The sequence below is a fragment of the Klenkia sp. AC732 genome, from assembly GCF_979256525.1.
Genome location: NZ_CEEDOS010000010.1, coordinates 13,091 through 30,359 on the forward strand (window position 1 = coordinate 13,091; position 17,269 = coordinate 30,359).

15 protein-coding genes and 1 riboswitch are annotated in these 17,269 nt (G+C 75.5%); of the genes, 8 read left to right on the forward strand and 7 right to left on the reverse strand.

All coding sequences use genetic code 11. From position 1 onward, the window contains the following. Positions 1–31: 31 nt before the first annotated feature. Positions 32–1,366 (forward strand): DNA polymerase IV, encoded by a 1,335-nt coding sequence (locus AC0IVP_RS06455; protein WP_471755350.1) that lies wholly within the window; start codon positions 32–34, stop codon positions 1,364–1,366. A 1-nt stretch (position 1,367) separates the two neighbouring features. Here the strand turns inward: AC0IVP_RS06455 and AC0IVP_RS06460 are convergent, their stop codons facing one another. The 4 genes from AC0IVP_RS06460 to thiM form a co-directional block, all read right to left on the reverse strand. Then, positions 1,368–2,024, reverse strand: coding sequence for a TenA family protein (locus tag AC0IVP_RS06460; RefSeq protein ID WP_056296055.1), 657 nt, complete (start codon positions 2,022–2,024; stop codon positions 1,368–1,370). After that, on the reverse strand, positions 2,021–2,869 hold the full coding sequence (thiD, locus tag AC0IVP_RS06465) for a bifunctional hydroxymethylpyrimidine kinase/phosphomethylpyrimidine kinase (RefSeq protein WP_471755352.1): 849 nt from the start codon (positions 2,867–2,869) through the stop codon (positions 2,021–2,023). Before thiD ends, AC0IVP_RS06460 begins: the two co-directional genes overlap by 4 nt. Beyond that, complete coding sequence (thiE, locus tag AC0IVP_RS06470) at positions 2,866–3,516, reverse strand: thiamine phosphate synthase (protein WP_471755354.1); 651 nt, start codon at positions 3,514–3,516, stop codon at positions 2,866–2,868. Before thiE ends, thiD begins: the two co-directional genes overlap by 4 nt. Further along, the gene (thiM, locus tag AC0IVP_RS06475; RefSeq protein ID WP_471755356.1) at positions 3,513–4,328 is read right to left on the reverse strand and encodes a hydroxyethylthiazole kinase; all 816 of its coding nucleotides are present in this window, start codon (positions 4,326–4,328) and stop codon (positions 3,513–3,515) included. Before thiM ends, thiE begins: the two co-directional genes overlap by 4 nt. Next, a riboswitch (TPP riboswitch) is annotated at positions 4,311–4,406 on the reverse strand. It overlaps the preceding gene by 18 nt. Positions 4,407–4,531: 125 nt before the next feature. Between thiM and AC0IVP_RS06480 the strand changes: the two genes are divergently transcribed. The 3 genes from AC0IVP_RS06480 to AC0IVP_RS06490 are packed head-to-tail and all read left to right on the forward strand — an operon-like array spanning position 4,532 to position 7,119. Next, the gene (locus tag AC0IVP_RS06480; protein ID WP_157519425.1) at positions 4,532–5,095 is read left to right on the forward strand and encodes a hypothetical protein; all 564 of its coding nucleotides are present in this window, start codon (positions 4,532–4,534) and stop codon (positions 5,093–5,095) included. Continuing rightward, a complete protein-coding gene (locus AC0IVP_RS06485) occupies positions 5,092–6,633 on the forward strand; it encodes a flotillin family protein (RefSeq protein ID WP_056296040.1) in 1,542 nt (513 codons plus the stop codon). Before AC0IVP_RS06480 ends, AC0IVP_RS06485 begins: the two co-directional genes overlap by 4 nt. A gap of 54 nt (positions 6,634–6,687) precedes the next feature. After that, on the forward strand, positions 6,688–7,119 hold the full coding sequence (locus AC0IVP_RS06490; RefSeq protein ID WP_471755358.1) for a GNAT family N-acetyltransferase: 432 nt from the start codon (positions 6,688–6,690) through the stop codon (positions 7,117–7,119). A 150-nt stretch (positions 7,120–7,269) separates the two neighbouring features. Here the strand turns inward: AC0IVP_RS06490 and AC0IVP_RS06495 are convergent, their stop codons facing one another. Together AC0IVP_RS06495 and AC0IVP_RS06500 are read right to left on the reverse strand one after the other, a co-directional pair. Next, positions 7,270–9,033 (reverse strand): DEAD/DEAH box helicase, encoded by a 1,764-nt coding sequence (locus AC0IVP_RS06495; RefSeq protein ID WP_471755360.1) that lies wholly within the window; start codon positions 9,031–9,033, stop codon positions 7,270–7,272. A 104-nt stretch (positions 9,034–9,137) separates the two neighbouring features. Then, positions 9,138–9,842, reverse strand: a complete 705-nt coding sequence (locus AC0IVP_RS06500; protein WP_471755362.1) for a glutamine amidotransferase-related protein — start codon at positions 9,840–9,842, stop codon at positions 9,138–9,140. Between the two features lie 84 nt (positions 9,843–9,926). On the opposite strand from AC0IVP_RS06500, the gene AC0IVP_RS06505 reads away from it, so the two are divergent. Further along, positions 9,927–10,763 (forward strand): ATP-grasp domain-containing protein, encoded by an 837-nt coding sequence (locus tag AC0IVP_RS06505; protein WP_471755364.1) that lies wholly within the window; start codon positions 9,927–9,929, stop codon positions 10,761–10,763. Then, positions 10,760–11,593 carry an alpha/beta fold hydrolase gene (locus AC0IVP_RS06510; RefSeq protein WP_471755366.1) on the forward strand — a complete coding sequence of 278 codons (834 nt, stop codon included), beginning with the start codon at positions 10,760–10,762 and terminating at the stop codon, positions 11,591–11,593. The genes AC0IVP_RS06505 and AC0IVP_RS06510 overlap by 4 nt, the downstream gene beginning before the upstream one ends. 9 nt (positions 11,594–11,602) lie before the next feature. Here AC0IVP_RS06510 and AC0IVP_RS06515 read toward each other — a convergent pair whose 3' ends face one another. After that, positions 11,603–14,857, reverse strand: a complete 3,255-nt coding sequence (locus tag AC0IVP_RS06515) for a DEAD/DEAH box helicase (RefSeq protein ID WP_471755368.1) — start codon at positions 14,855–14,857, stop codon at positions 11,603–11,605. Between the two features lie 139 nt (positions 14,858–14,996). Between AC0IVP_RS06515 and AC0IVP_RS06520 the strand changes: the two genes are divergently transcribed. Beyond that, positions 14,997–15,479, forward strand: coding sequence for a DUF4190 domain-containing protein (locus tag AC0IVP_RS06520; protein WP_056296021.1), 483 nt, complete (start codon positions 14,997–14,999; stop codon positions 15,477–15,479). Between the two features lie 57 nt (positions 15,480–15,536). Beyond that, positions 15,537–17,171 (forward strand): phosphoglucomutase (alpha-D-glucose-1,6-bisphosphate-dependent), encoded by a 1,635-nt coding sequence (gene pgm, locus AC0IVP_RS06525; RefSeq protein ID WP_471755370.1) that lies wholly within the window; start codon positions 15,537–15,539, stop codon positions 17,169–17,171. The last annotated feature ends 98 nt before the right edge of the window (positions 17,172–17,269 follow it).

Genomic DNA, 17,269 nt, shown 5'->3' on the forward strand with positions numbered 1-17,269 from the left:
TCATCCCCGGCACAGGAGGATCATCGACCGGGTGCGGCGTGAGGCGAGTGTCCTGCACCTGGACCTGGACGCGTTCTTCGCCGCCGTCGAGCAGCGCGACAAGCCCAGCCTGCGCGGGCGGCCGGTGATCGTGGGCGGCACCGGTGGGCGGGGCGTGGTGTCCACGGCGTCCTACGAGGCCCGGGTGTTCGGTGCCCGCAGTGCGATGCCGACGGCCGAGGCGCGCCGCCGCTGCCCGCCCGGGACGGCGTTCCTGGGCCCGCGGTTCCCGGCGTACGCGAAGACGTCGGCGCTGGTGATGGACCTGCTGCGGGAGCTGTCGCCGCTGGTGGAGCCGGTGAGCATCGACGAGGCCTACGTCGACCTGGCCGCGGGTGACCACGACACCTCGGTCGCGGGCATCACCGCGCTGGCCGAGGACCTCAAGGCCCGGATCGCCGAGGCCACCGGCGGGGTGACCGGGTCGGTGGGGGTCGCCAGCTCCAAGTCGCTGGCCAAGATCGGCTCCGAGCTGCGCAAGCCCGACGGGTTGACGGTCGTCGCCCCGGGCGAGGAGCTGGCCGTGCTGCACCCGCTGTCGGTGCGCGCGCTGGGCGGTGTCGGCCCGGCGACGGCGGAGCGCCTGGCCCAGATCAAGGTGTCCACCGTCGCCGACCTGCACCGGCTGACCCTGGTCGACCTCACCACCCTCGTGGGGCAGGCCCACGGCGCCGGGCTCTACCGGCTGGCCCGCGCCGACGACGACCGGCCCGTCGTCGCCGACCGGGAGGCCAAGAGCGTCAGCGCCGAGCAGACCTACGCCCAGGACCTCACCGACCCGGTCCGGCTGGCCGCCGAGGTCGAGCACCTGGCCGGCCGGGTCGGCACCCGGCTGGCCCGCAACGGGACGGCGGGCCGCACCGTCACCCTCAAGGTCCGCCGTTACGACTTCTCCACGCTGACCCGCTCGCAGACCCTGGCCCAGCCCGTCGACGACCCGCGCTCCATCGCCGAGGTCGCCCAGCGGCTGCTGGCCGGGGTGGACCGCACCGGCGGCCTGCGGCTGCTCGGCGTCGGCGTCAGCGGGCTGGCCACCTACGTGCAGGGCGACCTGTTCGCCCCGGCGCAGGAACCGGTCGCCGTCACCGACGAGCCGCAGGACGACGAGACGGTGCCGGCCGACCCCACCCCCGGCCCGGCGCTGCGGGTCTGGCACCCCGGCCAGGACGTCGCGCACACCGAGCACGGCACCGGCTGGGTGTGGGGTGCAGGGCTGAACCGGGTGACCGTCCGCTTCGAGGGCCCGAACACGGGGCCGGGCCGGGTGCGCACCTTCGCGGGGGACGACCCGGACCTGACCCCCGCGGACCCGCCCGACTGGCGGTGACTCAGCCCCAGCCCTCCCGCTGGTGCGCCGACCGCCAGAACCCCAGCTCGTACCGGGTGGCGACGGCGAAGGCCCGGTGCATGGCCTCGACCTGCGCGGGCGTGGCGTCCCGGGCGGCGGTGTCGGTGAGGGTGCGGGCCTGCCGGGTCGACTCCTGGAACGCCGGGTCGTCGTAGGCGGCGACCCACCGGGCGTAGGGGTGGTCGGGCGTGGCCCGGGCGGTGGCGGCCAGCCGGACGCCGGTGTCGGCGTAGACCCAGAAGCAGGGCAGCACCGCCGCGCAGCCCACCGCGTAGGGCTCCGTCGCGCAGGTGGCGACCAGGTAGGACACGTAGGCCAGGCACGACGGGCTGGGCTCGGTGGTGCGCTCGGCACCGCCGAGGACCTCCAGCAGGTCGGTGTGCAGCGCGCCCTCCACCACCCCGGCGCCGTGCGCGGACCGGGCCCAGAACGAGGTGGCCGCAGCGTCCGGTGCCCGGGCGGCCAGCAGGGCCAGCGCCCGGGCGTAGCCGGCCAGGTAGAGCGCGTCCTGCTCCAGGTACTGCCGGAACGCACCGGCGTCCAGCGTGCCGTCGGCGAGCTCGGCGAGGAACTCCAGTGCCTCGATCTCCGCCCGGACGACGGCGGTGCGGGTCCAGGCGTCGTCGGAGAAGCTCACAGCTCCCCCTGGGAGTACGCGCCGTGCGACACCGGGCCGTTGCCCGAGCCGACGCCCAGCCGGTCGGCGTGCAGCAGGGCGGCCTGCAGCACGTCCCGGGCTGCCTCGACCGCGGACGGCCAGTCCGGGCTGGTGCCGGCGGACCCGGCCGTCGTGGCCTCGGCCGCCAGGGCCGCGGACAGCGTGCAGCCGGTGCCGTGGGTGTTCGCGGTGTCCACCAGGGGACGGCGGCTCAGGTGCACCGACGTCGACCCGTCCGGCTCCCGCACGGCGAGGACGTCGACGCTCTCCCCCAGCTCGTGGGCCAGGTGCCCGCCCTTGACCAACACCGCACCGGGGCCGAGCGCGAGCAGGGCGACGGCCTGCTCGCGGAGGTCGGCCACGGTGCGGGCCGGTTCCACGTGCAACAACCGGGCCGCCTCCGGCACGTTCGGCGTCACCAGGTCGGCGATGGGCAGCAGTGCCGTCCGGACGGCGTCCACGGCGTCGTCGTCGATCAGCTGGTCCCCGCTGGTCGCGACCATCACCGGGTCGACGACCAGCGGGCCGACCGACCGCCGGGTGAGCACGTCGACGACGGCGTGCACCACGGCCGCCGAGCCGAGCATCCCGGTCTTGGCGGCGTGCACGGTGACGTCGTCGAGCAGGGTCTCCAGCTGCTGGCTGACGAACGGCGCCGGTACCGGGTGCACGCCGGTGACGCCGTGGGTGTTCTGCGCGGTGAGCGCGGTCAGCACCGCGGTGCCGTAGGTGGTGCGCCCGGCGAAGGTGGCCAGGTCGGCCTGGATGCCGGCACCACCACTGGGGTCCGAGCCCGCGATGGTCAACGCCACCCGGGCGCTCACGCCGGCACCCCGGTCAGCGCCCGGCGCAGCTGCGCGGCGGCGGCCCGGGGGTCGGCCGCGGCGCAGACGTCGGACACCACGCACACCCCGTCGACCCCGGTCGCAGACACCTCGGCGACCCGGTCGGCGTGGATGCCGCCGATCGCCACCGCGGCGATCCCGGCGGTCCGTGCCCGGGCGGCCAGCTCCCGCACGCCGTCCAGGCCCAGCTCGGGACCGGCGTCGGGCTTGGTCGGGGTGGACCACAGCGGGGACAGCCCGACCAGGTCCACCGTGCCGGCGGGCAGCACGAGGGCGGCGTCGAGGTCCGCGGCCGAGCCGATCGACAGGCCCAGGTGCAGGTGCGGGGCCAGCGCCCGCACCTCGGTGACCGGCAGGTCGTCCTGGCCCAGGTGCACGCCGTCCGCGCCGGCCAGCAGGGCGACGTCGACCGCGTCGTCGACCACCACCGCGACGTCGGGCCGGTCGGTCAGCGCCGCCCGCACGGCCCGGGTCAGCTCCAGCAGCTCCCGGCGCGAGGCCGTCTTGTCCCGCACCTGGACGGCGGTCACCCCACCGGCGGCCGCGGCGGCGACCACCTCGGGCACCGACCGGGGGGCGCACAACGCGGTGTCCGTGACCAGGTAGAGGGTGGGGTCGAACCTCATCGGAGGTCGGCGGCGGCGAGGTCAGCGGCGGCGAGGTCGTCGGGGCCGACGGCGTCCAGGGCGTCCAGCCAGGCGATCGCGAAGCTGCCGGGCCCGGCGGCGGTGGCCGCGGCCCGCTCGGCGGCCACCGCGACGTGCGCGTGCGCGGCCACCGCGCCCAGCAGCGGGGAGCCGGTCGCCGCGACGTAGGCCGCGGTGAGCGCGCCGAGGGCGCAGCCGGCGCCGGTGGTGCGGGTCAGCAGCACGTGCCCGCCGCCGACCCGGACCGTCGTGGTGCCGTCGGTGACGACGTCGACCTCCCCGCTGACCGCGACCACGCCGCCGGTCCGCCGGGCCAGGTCGGCCGCGGCCTCCAGTGCGTCGTCGGTGCTGTGGGTGCTGTCCACGCCGCGCCCACCGGCGCCCGCACCGGCCAGGGCGAGCACCTCCGAGGCGTTGCCCCGGACCACGGCCGGGCGCAGCTGCACCAGCTCGGCGGCCAGTCCGGTGCGGAACGGCAGCCCGCCCACCGCCACCGGGTCCAGCACCCACGGGGTGCCGGCGTCCCCGGCGGACCGGGCGGCCAGCCGCATCGCCTCCGCCGTCCGGGCGTTGACGGTGCCCACGTTGACCAGCAACGCCGAGGCGACGGCGGCGAACCCGGCCGCCTCCTCGGGGGCGTCCACCATCGCCGGCGCGGCGCCCACCGCCAGCAGCGCGTTCGCGGTGATCATCTGGACGACGGTGTTGGTCAGGCAGTGCACGAGTGGTGCGGAGTCGGTCAGCGCGGTGCGGGCAGCCCGCAGGTCGGCAGCGTCCATCAGGGTCGACATCCCTTCGCCAGTGTCAGCTGGAGCAGGTTCGACGGGTGTGCTCTCAGTCCCGCGGTCGGGACACCCCGTGTCGACACCGATCCTGGCAGGGCGTGCCCGACGTCGTCCACAGGGGTGAGGTCCGTCCACCGAGACGGTCCCGTGCTTGATCGACCGGGACCGGGCTGTGAGGGTGGGGGGACCACACACGGGAAGGGGCACGGTTGGACCCGATCGCAGTGACGTTCCTGGCCGTGGGCGGGCTGGGGATCGTCGTCCTCGTGCTGTCCCTGGTGGTCGGGGAGATCGGTGAGTTCGGCGGCGACGTCGACGGCCCGTTCTCCGTCCCCGCGCTGGCCGCCGGCCTGGGCGGCGTCGGCTTCGGCGGCGCCGCGGCGTCCGCGCTGCTCCCCCGGCTGCCCGGCGTCGTCACCGTGCTGCTGTGCCTGGTGGCCGGTCTGGTCGTCGCGCTCCCCCTCGCCGCCGGCGCGGTCAAGCTGTCCGCGGGCCTGCGCGACATGCCCACCGAACCCACGCTCACCGCCGGCCACCTGCTGGGCAGCCAGGGCGTGGTGGTCTCCACCGTGCCCGCCGGTGGCTACGGCGAGGTCCGGCTGACCGTGGCCGGGCAGCACCTCAAGTACGCGGCGCGCAGCGACGTCACGCTGCCCGCCGGCACGCCCGTGTACGTCGTCGACACCCCGTCGCCGACCTCGGTGGAGGTCGTCTCGACCGCACCCGAGAACCCGCACCCCCCTGCTCCCGAGCTCCGTGGAGGACCTTCGTGACCCTGCTCTACGCCATCGGCGGCATCGCCGTGCTGGTGGTCCTGCTCGTCCTGCTGGTGCTGTCCCGGATCAAGGTGGCCGGTCCCAACCAGGCCTTCCTGGTCACCGGACGGCAGGGCCGCTCCGTCACCGCCGCCGACGGCGCCGTCAGCCGGGACATGTCGGGCCAGAAGGTCGTCATGGGCGCCAGCGTCTTCGTGCTGCCGGTGGTCCAGAAGCTGCACTCCATCGACCTGTCCAGCCGGCGCATCCCGGTCGGCATCCGCGGCGCGGTGAGCAAGCAGGGCGTCAAGTGCGACCTGGAGGGCGTGGCGATCGTCAAGGTCGGGGGCAACGAGTCCTCGATCCGGGCCGCCGCCCAGCGCTTCCTGAACCAGCAGGGCGGCATCGACACCTTCACCTCCGAGGTGCTCGCCGGTGCGCTGCGCTCGATCGTGGGCCGGCTGACCATCGAGGAGATCATCCGCGACCGCGCGGCCTTCGCCTCCGCCGTCGCCGAGGAGGCCGAGTCCTCCCTGACCGGCCAGGGCCTGGTGCTGGACACCTTCCAGCTGCAGGACATCCAGGCCGAAGGCACCTACCTGGCCGACCTGGGCCGCCCCGAGGCCGCCCGGGTGCTCAAGGAGGCCTCGATCGCCGAGGCCCGCGCCCGCCAGGCCGCGCAGCAGGAGCAGCTGCTCGCCGACGAGGCCATCGCGGTCTCCCAGCGCCAGTTGGCGCTCAAGCAGTCCGAGATCGCCGCGGAGACCGACGCCGCCAAGGCCCGCGCCGCCGCCGCCGGCCCGCTGGCCCAGGCCGCCCAGGACCAGCAGGTGCTCGCCGAGCAGGAGAAGGTCGCCGCGCGCACCGCGACGCTGACCCAGGCCCAGCTGGACACGCAGGTCCGCCGTCCCGCCGACGCCGAGCGGTACCGGGTCGAGCAGGAGGCCGAGGGCCGCAAGAACTCGCGCATCCTCACCGCCGAGGCCGACCGGCAGGCCACCATCGCCGCCGCCCAGGCCGCGGCCGAGCAGGCCAAGCTCTCCGGTGAGGGTGAGCGCGCCCGCCGTTCCGCCCTGGCCGAGGCCGAGGCCATCGAGGGCGCCAAGCGCGGTGAGGCCGAGAAGCTGCGCCGCCAGGCCATCGCCGAGGCCGTCGAGCGGGAGGGCTCCGCCGAGGCCGCCGCGATCCTGGCGAAGGGCAAGGCCGAGGCCGAGTCGATGGACGCCCGCTCGCAGGCGTTCAGCACCTACGGCGAGGCCGCGATCCTGGACCTGCTGGTCAAGGTGCTGCCCGAGGTCGTGGCCGCCGCCGCCGCGCCGCTGTCCAGCGTGGACAAGATGACCGTGATCAGCGCCGACGGTCCCGGCTCGCTGTCCCGCTCGGTGGCCTCCAACGTCGCCCAGGGCCTGCAGCTGTCCGGCGACCTGACCGGCATCGACGTCGCCTCGCTGCTCAAGCGGCTGTCCGGGGACGCTGCGGAGTCCTTCACCGGCAGGGGCACCGGCAACGGCACCCCGGTCCCGGTCGACGGCACCGTCGACGGCCACCCGAGTTGACCCGCGTCCGGCCGACCGGTGCACCCGGTCGGCCGGTTGCGTGAGGATGGTCCGGTGATCGTGGAGAAGCGCTTCGCCGACCTGACCCCGCTGGAGCTGTACGGCCTGCTCGAGCTGCGGGTCGACGTCTTCGTGGTGGAGCAGACCTGCCCCTACCCCGAGCTCGACGGCCGGGACACCGAGCCCGGCACCGTGCACGTGTGGGTCGCCGAGGACGGCGTGCCCGTCTCCTGCATCCGGGTGCTGGAGAACGGCGAGGACCGGGCCATCGGCCGGGTCGCGACGGCGCAGGGCGCCCGCGGCCGGGGCCTGTCCGCCCAGCTCATCGCGCGGGGTCTGGAGCTGTGCGCCGGGCGGACCGTCGACATCGGCGCCCAGGCGTACCTCGAGGCCTGGTACGGCCGCTTCGGCTTCGTGCGCTCCGGCGAGGACTACCTGGAGGACGGCATCCCGCACCTCCCGATGCGGGTCGTCGCCCCCGCCTGAGCCCCTGCCCGACTCCCGCCTGAGCCGCCGCCCGAGGGTCGCGCGGGGCCGAGACGTCAGAACGGCGACGCCGACGCGCCCACCACCGCCGGTGTCGGCGTCGCCGTTCTGCGATGTCGGCTGTGGCGGCGGCTGCGGGGTGAGGGCGGGTCAGTCGGCGCCGGTGAGGGAGGCGGCGGGGAGCCAGTCGGCGTCCAGCAGCTCGGCGATCTGCTGCAGGCCGGCGGTGTCGCCGCCGGCGGTCGAGCCGGTGACGGCGAGGCGCTCGACCATCACCCGGGCAACCTGCTCCTCGACGGTGTCGGCGGCGAAGGCGATCCGCCACGGGGAGACCTGGTGGTCCCGGTGGGTGCGGCCGGTGACCTGGCGGGCGGCGATGCCGGAGAACCGGGGCTGGTGGAACAGCCCGACCCGCGGGGTGGTCGAGGCGGTGCGCCGACCGGGCAGCTGCTCCCCGGCGTGCAGGCTGATCGAGGCGGTCACGGTGAACACGCACACCCGGGACTCCCCGGTCTGGAAGCGCAGCCGCTCGGCCTCGACGTCGAAGCGGTCCCGGCCGTAGATGCCCGAGACGCCGATGCCGGCGTCCAGCAGGGCCTGCCGGATCGGGTCGGCGGCGGTCTCCACGAACTCCACCGACACCGCGACCTGCCGGTCGGCCTCCACCTGCGCCTTGACCCAGTCGACGGTTGCCGGCACCCGGATCAGCCCGGCCTTCTGCCGGAACCGGAGCAGGGCCGCCCGGCCGCGGGCGGTCTGCTTCGACCGTCGGGCCAGCTGCATCTCGGCCCGGAACTCCTGCCAGCCGGCGTCGTACTGCGCCCGCTCGGCCGGGGTCAGCTCGACCGCCGTCCCGGTCACCTGCACGTCGCCCCAGGGGGCCGCGCGGTGCAGCGTGGAGGGCGGGTCGGTGTCGGTCAGCCAGGCGCGCAGCCGGGCCAGGTCGGCGCGGCGCTCGTCGGGGTCCTCGGTCCAGGTGGCGCCGTACCGGCCCCGTTCCACGTGGAACCCGTGCTCGGTGAGCCGGGTGGGCAGGTCCGACCAGGCGCGTAGCGGCTCGTCGTGCAGCGCGGCGAAGTGCGGGGCCAGGTAGGGCAGCTCCAGCGGGGAGTGCGCCGGGGTGGCGGTGGTGAGCAGCACGAAGGGCGCGTCCTTCACCCGACCCGACCCGGACACCGCCTTCCAGTGCTTCCACCGCTGGGTCGTGGTGTGCCGCACCATGTGCGCCTCGTCGGCGACGACGACGTCGAAGGACAGCGAGCGCACCTTGGCCAGCCGGTCCCAGGTGGTCACGCACCAGCGCAGGCCGCCGTCCCCGAAGGCGGCGATCGACCGGGTCCAGTGCGGCACGGTGATGGCTGCCGGCCGGTCGGCGACGACGAGCACCCGCCGGGAGCCGCGCTGGGCGGCGATCTGCTGCACGGCCAGCACCGCGGTGCCGGTCTTGCCGACGCCGGGGTCGTCGCCGAGCAGGAACATCCGGCCACCCGCCGCGGCGTGCGCAGCGATCGCGGCCGCCCCGCTGACCTGCTCGGCCCGGGGGGTCATCGGCTCACCGGCCGGCAGCGGGCGGGGCTCGGCGTTGAGCTCGTCCTCCAGGAAGCGCTCGAACGTGTACGGCCCGGGCACGTAGCCGGCGAGCTCGGGCGGGGGCTGCGCGCCGACCCAGACGTGGGCCTGCAGGTCGGCGTCCCAGACCGCGCCGGGCGCGGGTGCGCGGAAGGGCACCGCCAGCACCCACACCCGCTCCCCCGGGCCGGCGGCGGGCCTGGTGACGGGTGCGGCCGCCTTCCGGGGTGCCGCCTTCCGGGGTGCGGCCTTGCGGGGCGCGGCCGTGCGGGGTGCGGCGGCCCGCGGGGTCGCGGACGACGTCGACCGGCGGGTCGGGCTGGCACGACGACGGCGACCGGGCACGGGGCTCCTCGGCTGGGTGGGGCGGGACCCGAGCGACGCTGGGTCAGGGGTCCGACAACCGTGTCAGGCGGCCCGACCGGCGCCGGGCCGGGGGTCGGACGGCGTCAGGCGGCCAGCGTCCGGACCACCCGCTGCGCCCCGGCCAGGGCCAGCACCGATCCCAGCGAGCGGGCCGGGTCCAGTGGTCCGCGGGCGCCGACGGCGGCGGGCACGGTGAGCAGGTCGGTGAACGCGGCGCCGGCCCAGCCGGCCTCCACGACGCACAGCTCGGGGTGGAACTGGACGCCGGCCACCCGGGAGCCCAGCGTGAAGCCCTGCACGGTGCTGACCTCGTCGGTCCAGGTCAGCCGGACGCCGGGGGTGCGCAGGTAGGACGCGGGGACCTGCTGGACGTGCGCGGTGGCCACGTGGACGTCGGGCACGCCGCGCCCGCGCAGCGTCGTCGTCCCCACCTCGCCGCCGCCGGGGACGGCCTCGGGCAGCACGTCGCCGCTGACCGCGGCGATCATCTGGGCGCCCAGGCAGATGCCCACGACGGAGGCCCGGTCGGCGTCGGCGGCGGCCAGCCCGGCGCGGACGGCGTCGAGCCGGTCGGCCATCGCGGCGGTGCCGGAGGAAACGGGCTCCAGCCCGCCGGTGAACACGTGCAGCACCCCCGGCCGGCCCTGGTGCTCGGCGGCGGGGTCGCCCCACGGGACGACGGAGACGTGCCAGCCCAGGCTCGTCAGCACCTCGGCGACCGGCTCGCCCCACCCGACCGACGCCCAGGCGGTGCCGCTGCCCGCCCAGACCACCGCCTCTCCGCTCATCACCGGGACACCATGACCCTGGGTGACCACCCGTCCGGGTGCACGACACGGTCGGGGGACTACCGGGCACGTCACACTGGTCCCGTGCTGCTCCTCCTGCCCCGTGACCCGCTCGCGCCCCGTCGGGTGGACGAGCACTGGGCGCCCGAGGCGGCCGCCGCCGCGGAGCTGGGCCTGACCGTCGCGCTGGTCGACCACGACGAGCTGACCCGGTCCGAGCCCGACCTCGCGCGGGCCGTGCGCGGCGTCCCGGCCGACGAGGACGCCGTCTACCGGGGCTGGATGCTGCGCAGCGGGCAGTACGCCGGGCTGGCCGAGGCGCTGGCGGACCGCGGCACCCGGCTGCGCACGTCGCCGGAGCAGTACCGGACCGCCCACGAGCTGCCCGGCTGGTACCCGGCGCTGGCCGGGGTCACCCCGGAGTCGCGCTGGGACACCGGCGGGGACGCGGCCTGGCTCGGCAGCGGTGCCGCCGTGCTGCGCGACCACACCAAGTCCCTCAAGCACTCCTGGCACGAGGCCTGCCTGGTCCCCGACGTCACCGACGCGGTGGCCGCCCGCCGGGTCGCCGACCGGTTCGTGGAGCTGCGGGGTGAGGACCTGGTGGGGTCGGTCGTCGTCCGCCGGTTCGAGGAGTTCACCGGCCCCGAGGCCCGCACCTGGTGGGTGGGGGGCCGGTGCGCGCTGGTCACCGCGCACCCCGACACCCCGGGCGAGGTGCCGCAGGACCCCGACCCCGACCTCGCCGTCCCCGCCGCCGGCGTGACCGCGCTGGGCCTGCCGTTCGTCACCGTCGACCTGGTGCGGCGCGCCGACGGCGTCTGGCGGGTGGTGGAGCTGGGCGACGGGCAGGTCAGCGACCGGCCGACCAGCACCCCGGCCGCCGAGCTGCTGGCCGCTCTGGCCGGGGTCGCGGCGTGAGCGCCGACCTCGAGCTGGCCACCCGCACGCTGGGCGACGCCGGCCCCCGGGTCGCCTTCGTGCACGGGCTGTTCGGTCAGGGACGCAACTGGACGACGATCGCCCGGCGGCTGGCCGACGAGGGCCACCGGGTGACGCTGGTGGACCTGCCCGACCACGGCCACTCGCCGTGGACCGACCGGGTCGACTACGTGGACATGGCCGAGCAGCTGGCCCGGCTGCTGGCCTCCTGGGACGAGCCGGTCACCCTGGTCGGGCACTCGATGGGCGGCAAGGTGGCGATGCAGCTGGCGCTGCGGCACCCGGAGCTGCTGCGCGCGCTGGTCGTCGTCGACATCTCCCCCTCGGTCTACCCGGAGTCCGGCGGCCGCACCGGGGACCCGGACGAGGAGGCGTCGCCGTTCGCGGCCTTCATCGCCGCGATGCGGGCCATTGACCTGGACGCCCTCACCAGCCGGGAGGACGCCGACGCCGCCCTGCGCCCGGCGGTGCCCAGCGACATGGTGCGGGCGTTCCTGCTGCAGTCCCTGGTGCGCGAGGGCACGAAGGGGTGGCGCTGGCGGCTGAACCTGGAGCTGCTGGGCCGGGACCTGGGCGTGCTGCGACAGTTCCCCGAGCCGCCGCCCGGTGCGGTCTACGACGGCCCGGTGCTGTGGATCGCCGGCGCCTCCTCCACCTACGTGCTGGAGTCCGACCGGCCGCGGATGACCGAGCTGTTCCCCCGGGTGCGGCTGCTGCGGGTCAAGCACGCCGGGCACTGGGTGCACTCCGAGCAGCCCGAGGTGTTCACCGAGGCGGTGCGGCGGTTCCTGGTGCAGGTGGAGGGCTGAGCGAGGGGGTCAGGCGAAGAGCCCGCGCACGTCGTCGGCGGTGAGCGCCCCCGAGGACAGTGCGCCCTCCCCCACCACGTTGCTGAACAGCTCGGACTTGCGCGCCTTGAGCTCCATGACCTTCTCCTCGATGGTCCCGGCGGCGACGAGCCGGTAGACCATCACGGTCTTGTCCTGGCCGATCCGGTGCGTCCGGTCCACGGCCTGGGCCTCGGTCGCCGGGTTCCACCACGGGTCCAGCACGTAGACGTAGTCGGCCTCGGTGATGGTCAGGCCCGAGCCGCCGGCCTTCAGGCTGATCAGGAACACCGGCGCCGTCCCGGTGCGGAAGCCCTCCAGGACGGCGTCCCGGTCGCGGGTGGAGCCGTCCAGGTAGGCCCAGTCGATGCCCTCGGCGGTCAGCCGGTCCCGGATCCGCTTCAGGAAGCGGGTGAACTGGCTGAACACCAGCACCCGGTGGCCCTCCTCGACGACCTCGGTGAGGTGCTCGACGAAGGCGTCGGCCTTGCTGGAGGCGACGTCGGCGTACTCGGGGTCCACCAGCGCCGGGTCCAGGCTCAGCTGCCGCAGCAGGGTGAGGGACTGGAAGATGGTGAACCGGTTCTTGGCCATGTCCTCGACCAGGCCGAGCACCTTGGACCGCTCCCGCTGCAGGTGGGTCTGGTAGAGCTTCTCGTGCTCGGGATTGAGGGTCACCTCCAGCACCTGCTCCTGCTTGGGCGGCAGCTCCGGGGCCACCGCCTCCTTGGTGCGGCGCAGCACCAGCGGCCGGATCCGGCGGCGCAGCGTGGCCAGCCGCTCCCGGTCTCCGTCGCGCTCGATGGGCGTGCGGAAGTGGTGGGTGAAGGCGGAGGGGTCCGGGAAGAGGCCGGGCGCGGTGATCGACAGCAGCGACCACAGGTCCATCACGCTGTTCTCCAGCGGCGTGCCGGTCAGCGCCAGGGTGAACGGGGCGTCGAGCTTGCGGGCGCACTGGTAGGTGCGGCCCTGGTGGTTCTTCACCGTCTGCGCCTCGTCGAGCACCAGCCCGCGCCACGGCAGTGCCTGCAGCTGCTCGTCCTCCAGCCGGAACACCGCGTAGGAGGTGACGACGACGTGCGCACCGGCCACGTGCTGCGCCAGCGTCGTCCCGCGGCGGCGCTCGGTCTCCCGGACGACGGCCACCCGCAGGTCGGGGGTGAACCGGGCGGCCTCCCGGGCCCAGGTGGACAGCACGCTGGTCGGGGCGACGACGAGCACCGGCGTCTCGTCCAGCTCGCCGGCCTCGTGCGCGCGGGCCAGCAGCGCCAGGGTCTGCAGGGTCTTGCCCAGCCCCATGTCGTCGGCGAGCACCCCGCCCAGCCGCCGGTCCCACAGGAAGGACAGCCAGGCGTAGCCGTCGTACTGGTAGGGCCGCAGGTCCGCGGCCAGCCCGGCGGGGGCCTTGGGCGGGTCGGCGGTGCCGCCGTCGAGCAGGCCCTGCACGTCGCGGGTCCAGCGGGTGCTCTGCTCCTCCAGCACGCCCAGGGTGAGCAGCTCCTCCCACCAGCCGGCCTGGAACCGGTTGACCGCGACGACGCCGTCGGCGGGCACGTCCTCCAGGCCGCGGGCCTCCTCGATGAGCTCGCGGAGCCGGTCGAACTCCGGGCGCTCCAGGGAGAACCAGGTGCCGGTGACCAGCATCAGCCGGGTCCGGCCGCTGACCAGGGCCTGGAAGAGCTGCGCGAAGGGCACCACCTGGCCCTCGACCGTGACCGCGACGCCCAGGTCGAACCAGTCCGAGGAGGTGTTGTCCCGGGCGGTGAAGGCGATCTGCGGTGCCGAGGTGGACTGCCGGTAGTCCGGCGGCGCGCCCTGCAGGACGACGTCCAGCCCGGGGTCGGCCTCCAGCGCGGGCAGCACCTCGGTGCTGAACTCCATCGCCTCCATGCCGCGCAGCTCGGCGTGCACGGCCAGCCGGCGGTCCAGCGTCCACAGCTCCGGCAGGCCCCCGGCGACGCCGGGCAGCTGGCGCTCCAGCTCCCGCTCGGCGCCCAGGTCCCGGCCGGTGCCGGGCTCCTCGGTGTCGTCCAGGGCGGGCGGGAAGGACCGGTCCGGCCCGTACTGCACCTCCCAGGACAGGTCCACCGACAGGTCGCCGGGGTACCGGACGGTCAGGCACAGCCGGGGGGTGACGACCTCGGGCAGTGGCAGCGAGTCGTCGGCGGACACCACCGGCACCCGGGCCCGCAGGTCGGGGTACCAGTCCCGGAGGAAGCGGTCGACGTCGCCGGCGGGGATGGCGACGCTGCCGCCCCGGGCGGCCAGGCCGGCCAGCGCCGGGGCGGCCGGTCGGTCCAGGCGGGCGATGAGCAGCGCCGTCCCCGGGTCGGGCTCGTAGACGGTGACGCCGTGCGCCGGGTGCCCCAGGAAGGACAGCTGGGCCGCCTCCCGGACCCGGCCGCCGGCCCGCAGCACCGCGTGCAGCCGGGCGCCGTCGGGTCCGCGGCGGGCGTCGACGGCGATCTCGGCGGCGTCCTGGAGCAGGAGGACCGGCCGCGGCCGGCTGCCGGCACTGACCAGCGCGACGCCGTCGCCGACGGCCTGGTCGAGCATCCGCCACAGGCCCGGGCCGAACTCGTGCAGGTACACGTCGGTCGGGGCGTAGGAGTAGTACTGGTTGCGCGAGGCCTGGTGGGTGGCGAACAGCGCGCGCAGCGCGGCCACGTGGGTGGGGTCCCAGCCGGCCTGCGCGTTGTCGTACTGCAGCTGCTTCCAGGTGATGCCGGTGCGCACCCACCGCCCGTTCCGCCCGGGGACGACGGGGCGCAGCTTCACCAGTCGCGGCCGCGCACCCGGTGCGCCCACCGAGGCCCGGCCGGCGAGCTCGGCGGCGACGTCGAACTGCAGGCCGACCGGCACCGGGGCCGACCCGCGGCCGGCGGGGGCGCCGACCAGCTCGGCGAGGGCGCGCTCCCACTCGGGGACGACGGGGCCCGGGTCGGTCGCTGTGCGCGAGCGCAGCACCAGCAGGGCGGCGACCGCGTGCTTGCACTCCACCGCGACCGGGCAGGTGCAGACGCTGGTCCAGCCCTCGCGGTCGCGGCCGGCCAGCAGCATCGTCGTCCGGTAGGGCTGGGGGGCCGAGCCGCGCACGGTGGCGCTGATCCGCCGGCCGTCCGGGGAGGGCTCGACGGACTGCACGCCGCCGGAGTCGGCGACCGCGAGCGCCCGGCGGAAGACCTCGGGGCCGACGTGCGCGGTGAGGGCGGCGTCGGTCGCCTCCACCCCCCACGCCTCGAGCACCCCGCCAGGCTACGGCGGGGGTACGACACGGCGGCGCCGCACGAGCCGGTGGCGCCCGACGCGGGGTTGCGGCCCCGTCCGGGCTCGGCCGGCCCGTAAGCTCCCCGGACGCCAGCCCCCGCGACCGAGGAGACCTGACGTGGCCGACCACGACCGTGACGGGACCGGCCCGCAGCCGACCCCCGGGCCGCACGACCAGCCGCAGCACGGGCAGCCGCAGTACGACCAGACCCAGTACGGGCAGCCGCAGTACGGCCAGGCCCAGTACGGGCAGCAGCAGTACGGCCAGTACCCGCAGGGGCAGTACGCGCAGGGCCAGTACCCCACCGCGCAGTACCCGCAGGGCGCCTACGGGCAGCCGCCGTACGCGCAGGTGCCCTACGGCTACCAGATCGCCCGCCCCACCAACGGCATGGCGATCGCCTCGCTGGTGCTGGGCATCCTCTGGCTGTACTGGATCGGCAGCGTGCTGGCGCTGGTGTTCGGCTACGTGGCCCGCAACCAGATCCGCCAGCGCGGCGACGCCGGCGGCGGACTGGCGGTGGCCGGCATCGTGCTGGGCTGGATCGGCGTGGGCTTCCTGGTGCTCGGCGCCCTGGTGGGGGTGTCCACCGGGTTCTGACCCCGGACGGGGGACGCCGGGTCGCCGCTGCGGCCCGGGGCAGGCCAGGATCGACCCATGAGCTCCGACCGCGCCGGCACGCCGGCCCAGCCGTCCGACCTGGTCGACGTCGCCCACCTGGTCACCGCGTACTACTCGACGCAGCCCGACCCCGAGGACCCTGCCCAGCAGGTCGCCTTCGGCACCAGCGGGCACCGCGGGTCCAGCCTGGACGGTGCCTTCAACGAGGCGCACATCCTGGCCACCACCCAGGCGATCGTCGAGTACCGCCGCGGCCAGGGCTTCGACGGGCCGCTGTTCCTGGGCCGGGACACCCACGGGTTGAGCGAGCCGGCGTGGGTGAGCGCCCTGGAGGTGCTGGCCGCCAACGACGTCACGGTGCTGGTCGACAGCGCCGACGGGTACACCCCCACCCCCGGGGTCAGCCACGCCATCCTGCGGGCCAACCGGGGGAAGACCAGCGGCCTGGCCGACGGCATCGTCGTCACGCCCTCGCACAACCCGCCCCGCGACGGCGGCTTCAAGTACAACCCGCCGCACGGCGGCCCGGCCGACTCCGACGCCACCGGCTGGATCGCCGACCGGGCCAACGAGCTGCTGCGTGCCGGCCTCGAGGGCGTGCAGCGGGTGCCGTTCGCGGCGGCCCGCGCCGGTGCCGGCTCCTACGACTTCCTGGGCACCTACGTCGACGACCTGCCCGAGGTGCTGGACCTGGAGGCCGTCCGCGCGGCCGGTGTCCGGATCGGCGCCGACCCGCTCGGTGGCGCCAGCGTCGCCTACTGGGGCGAGATCGCCGAACGGCACGGCCTGGACCTCACCGTGGTCAACCCGCTGGTGGACCCGACCTGGCGGTTCATGACGCTGGACTGGGACGCCAAGATCCGGATGGACTGCTCCTCGCCCTCGGCGATGGCCTCGCTGATCTCCCGCAAGGACGAGTTCCAGATCGCCACCGGCAACGACGCCGACGCCGACCGGCACGGCATCGTCACCCCCGACGGCGGCCTGATGAACCCCAACCACTTCCTGGCCGTGGCGATCCAGTACCTCTTCAGCCACCGGCCCGGCTGGGCCGCGGACACCGCGGTGGGCAAGACGCTGGTGTCGTCGTCCCTCATCGACCGGGTGGTCGCCGACCTCGGCCGGGAGCTGCGCGAGGTGCCGGTCGGCTTCAAGTGGTTCGTGCCCGGCCTGCTCGACGGGTCGGTCGGCTTCGGCGGCGAGGAGTCCGCCGGTGCCTCGTTCCTGCGCCGGGACGGCGGGGTCTGGACGACGGACAAGGACGGCATCCTGCTGGCCCTGCTGGCCAGCGAGATCCAGGCGGTGACCGGGAAGTCGCCCTCCGAGCACCACCGGGAGCTGACCGCCCGGTTCGGCGAGTCCGCCTACGCCCGGGTCGACGCCGCCGCGTCCCGCGAGGAGAAGGCGAAGCTGGGGAAGCTGTCGCCGGCCGACGTCACCGCGACAGAGCTCGCCGGGGAGCCGATCACCGCCAAGCTCACCGAGGCCCCGGGCAACGGGGCGAAGGTCGGCGGGCTGAAGGTGACCACGGAGAACGCCTGGTTCGCCGCCCGCCCGTCGGGCACCGAGGACGTCTACAAGATCTACGCGGAGTCCTTCCGGGGCGCCGACCACCTGGCCCAGGTGCAGGAGGAGGCCCGCGCCGTCGTCAGCGCCGCGCTGGGCAGCTGACGCCGGGAGCGTGGATCAGGGTCCTACGACAGAGTCCGTCCTCCCCCACGACATGTGGTGAGGGAGGACGGACTCTGATCAGGGCCCCTGATCCACGC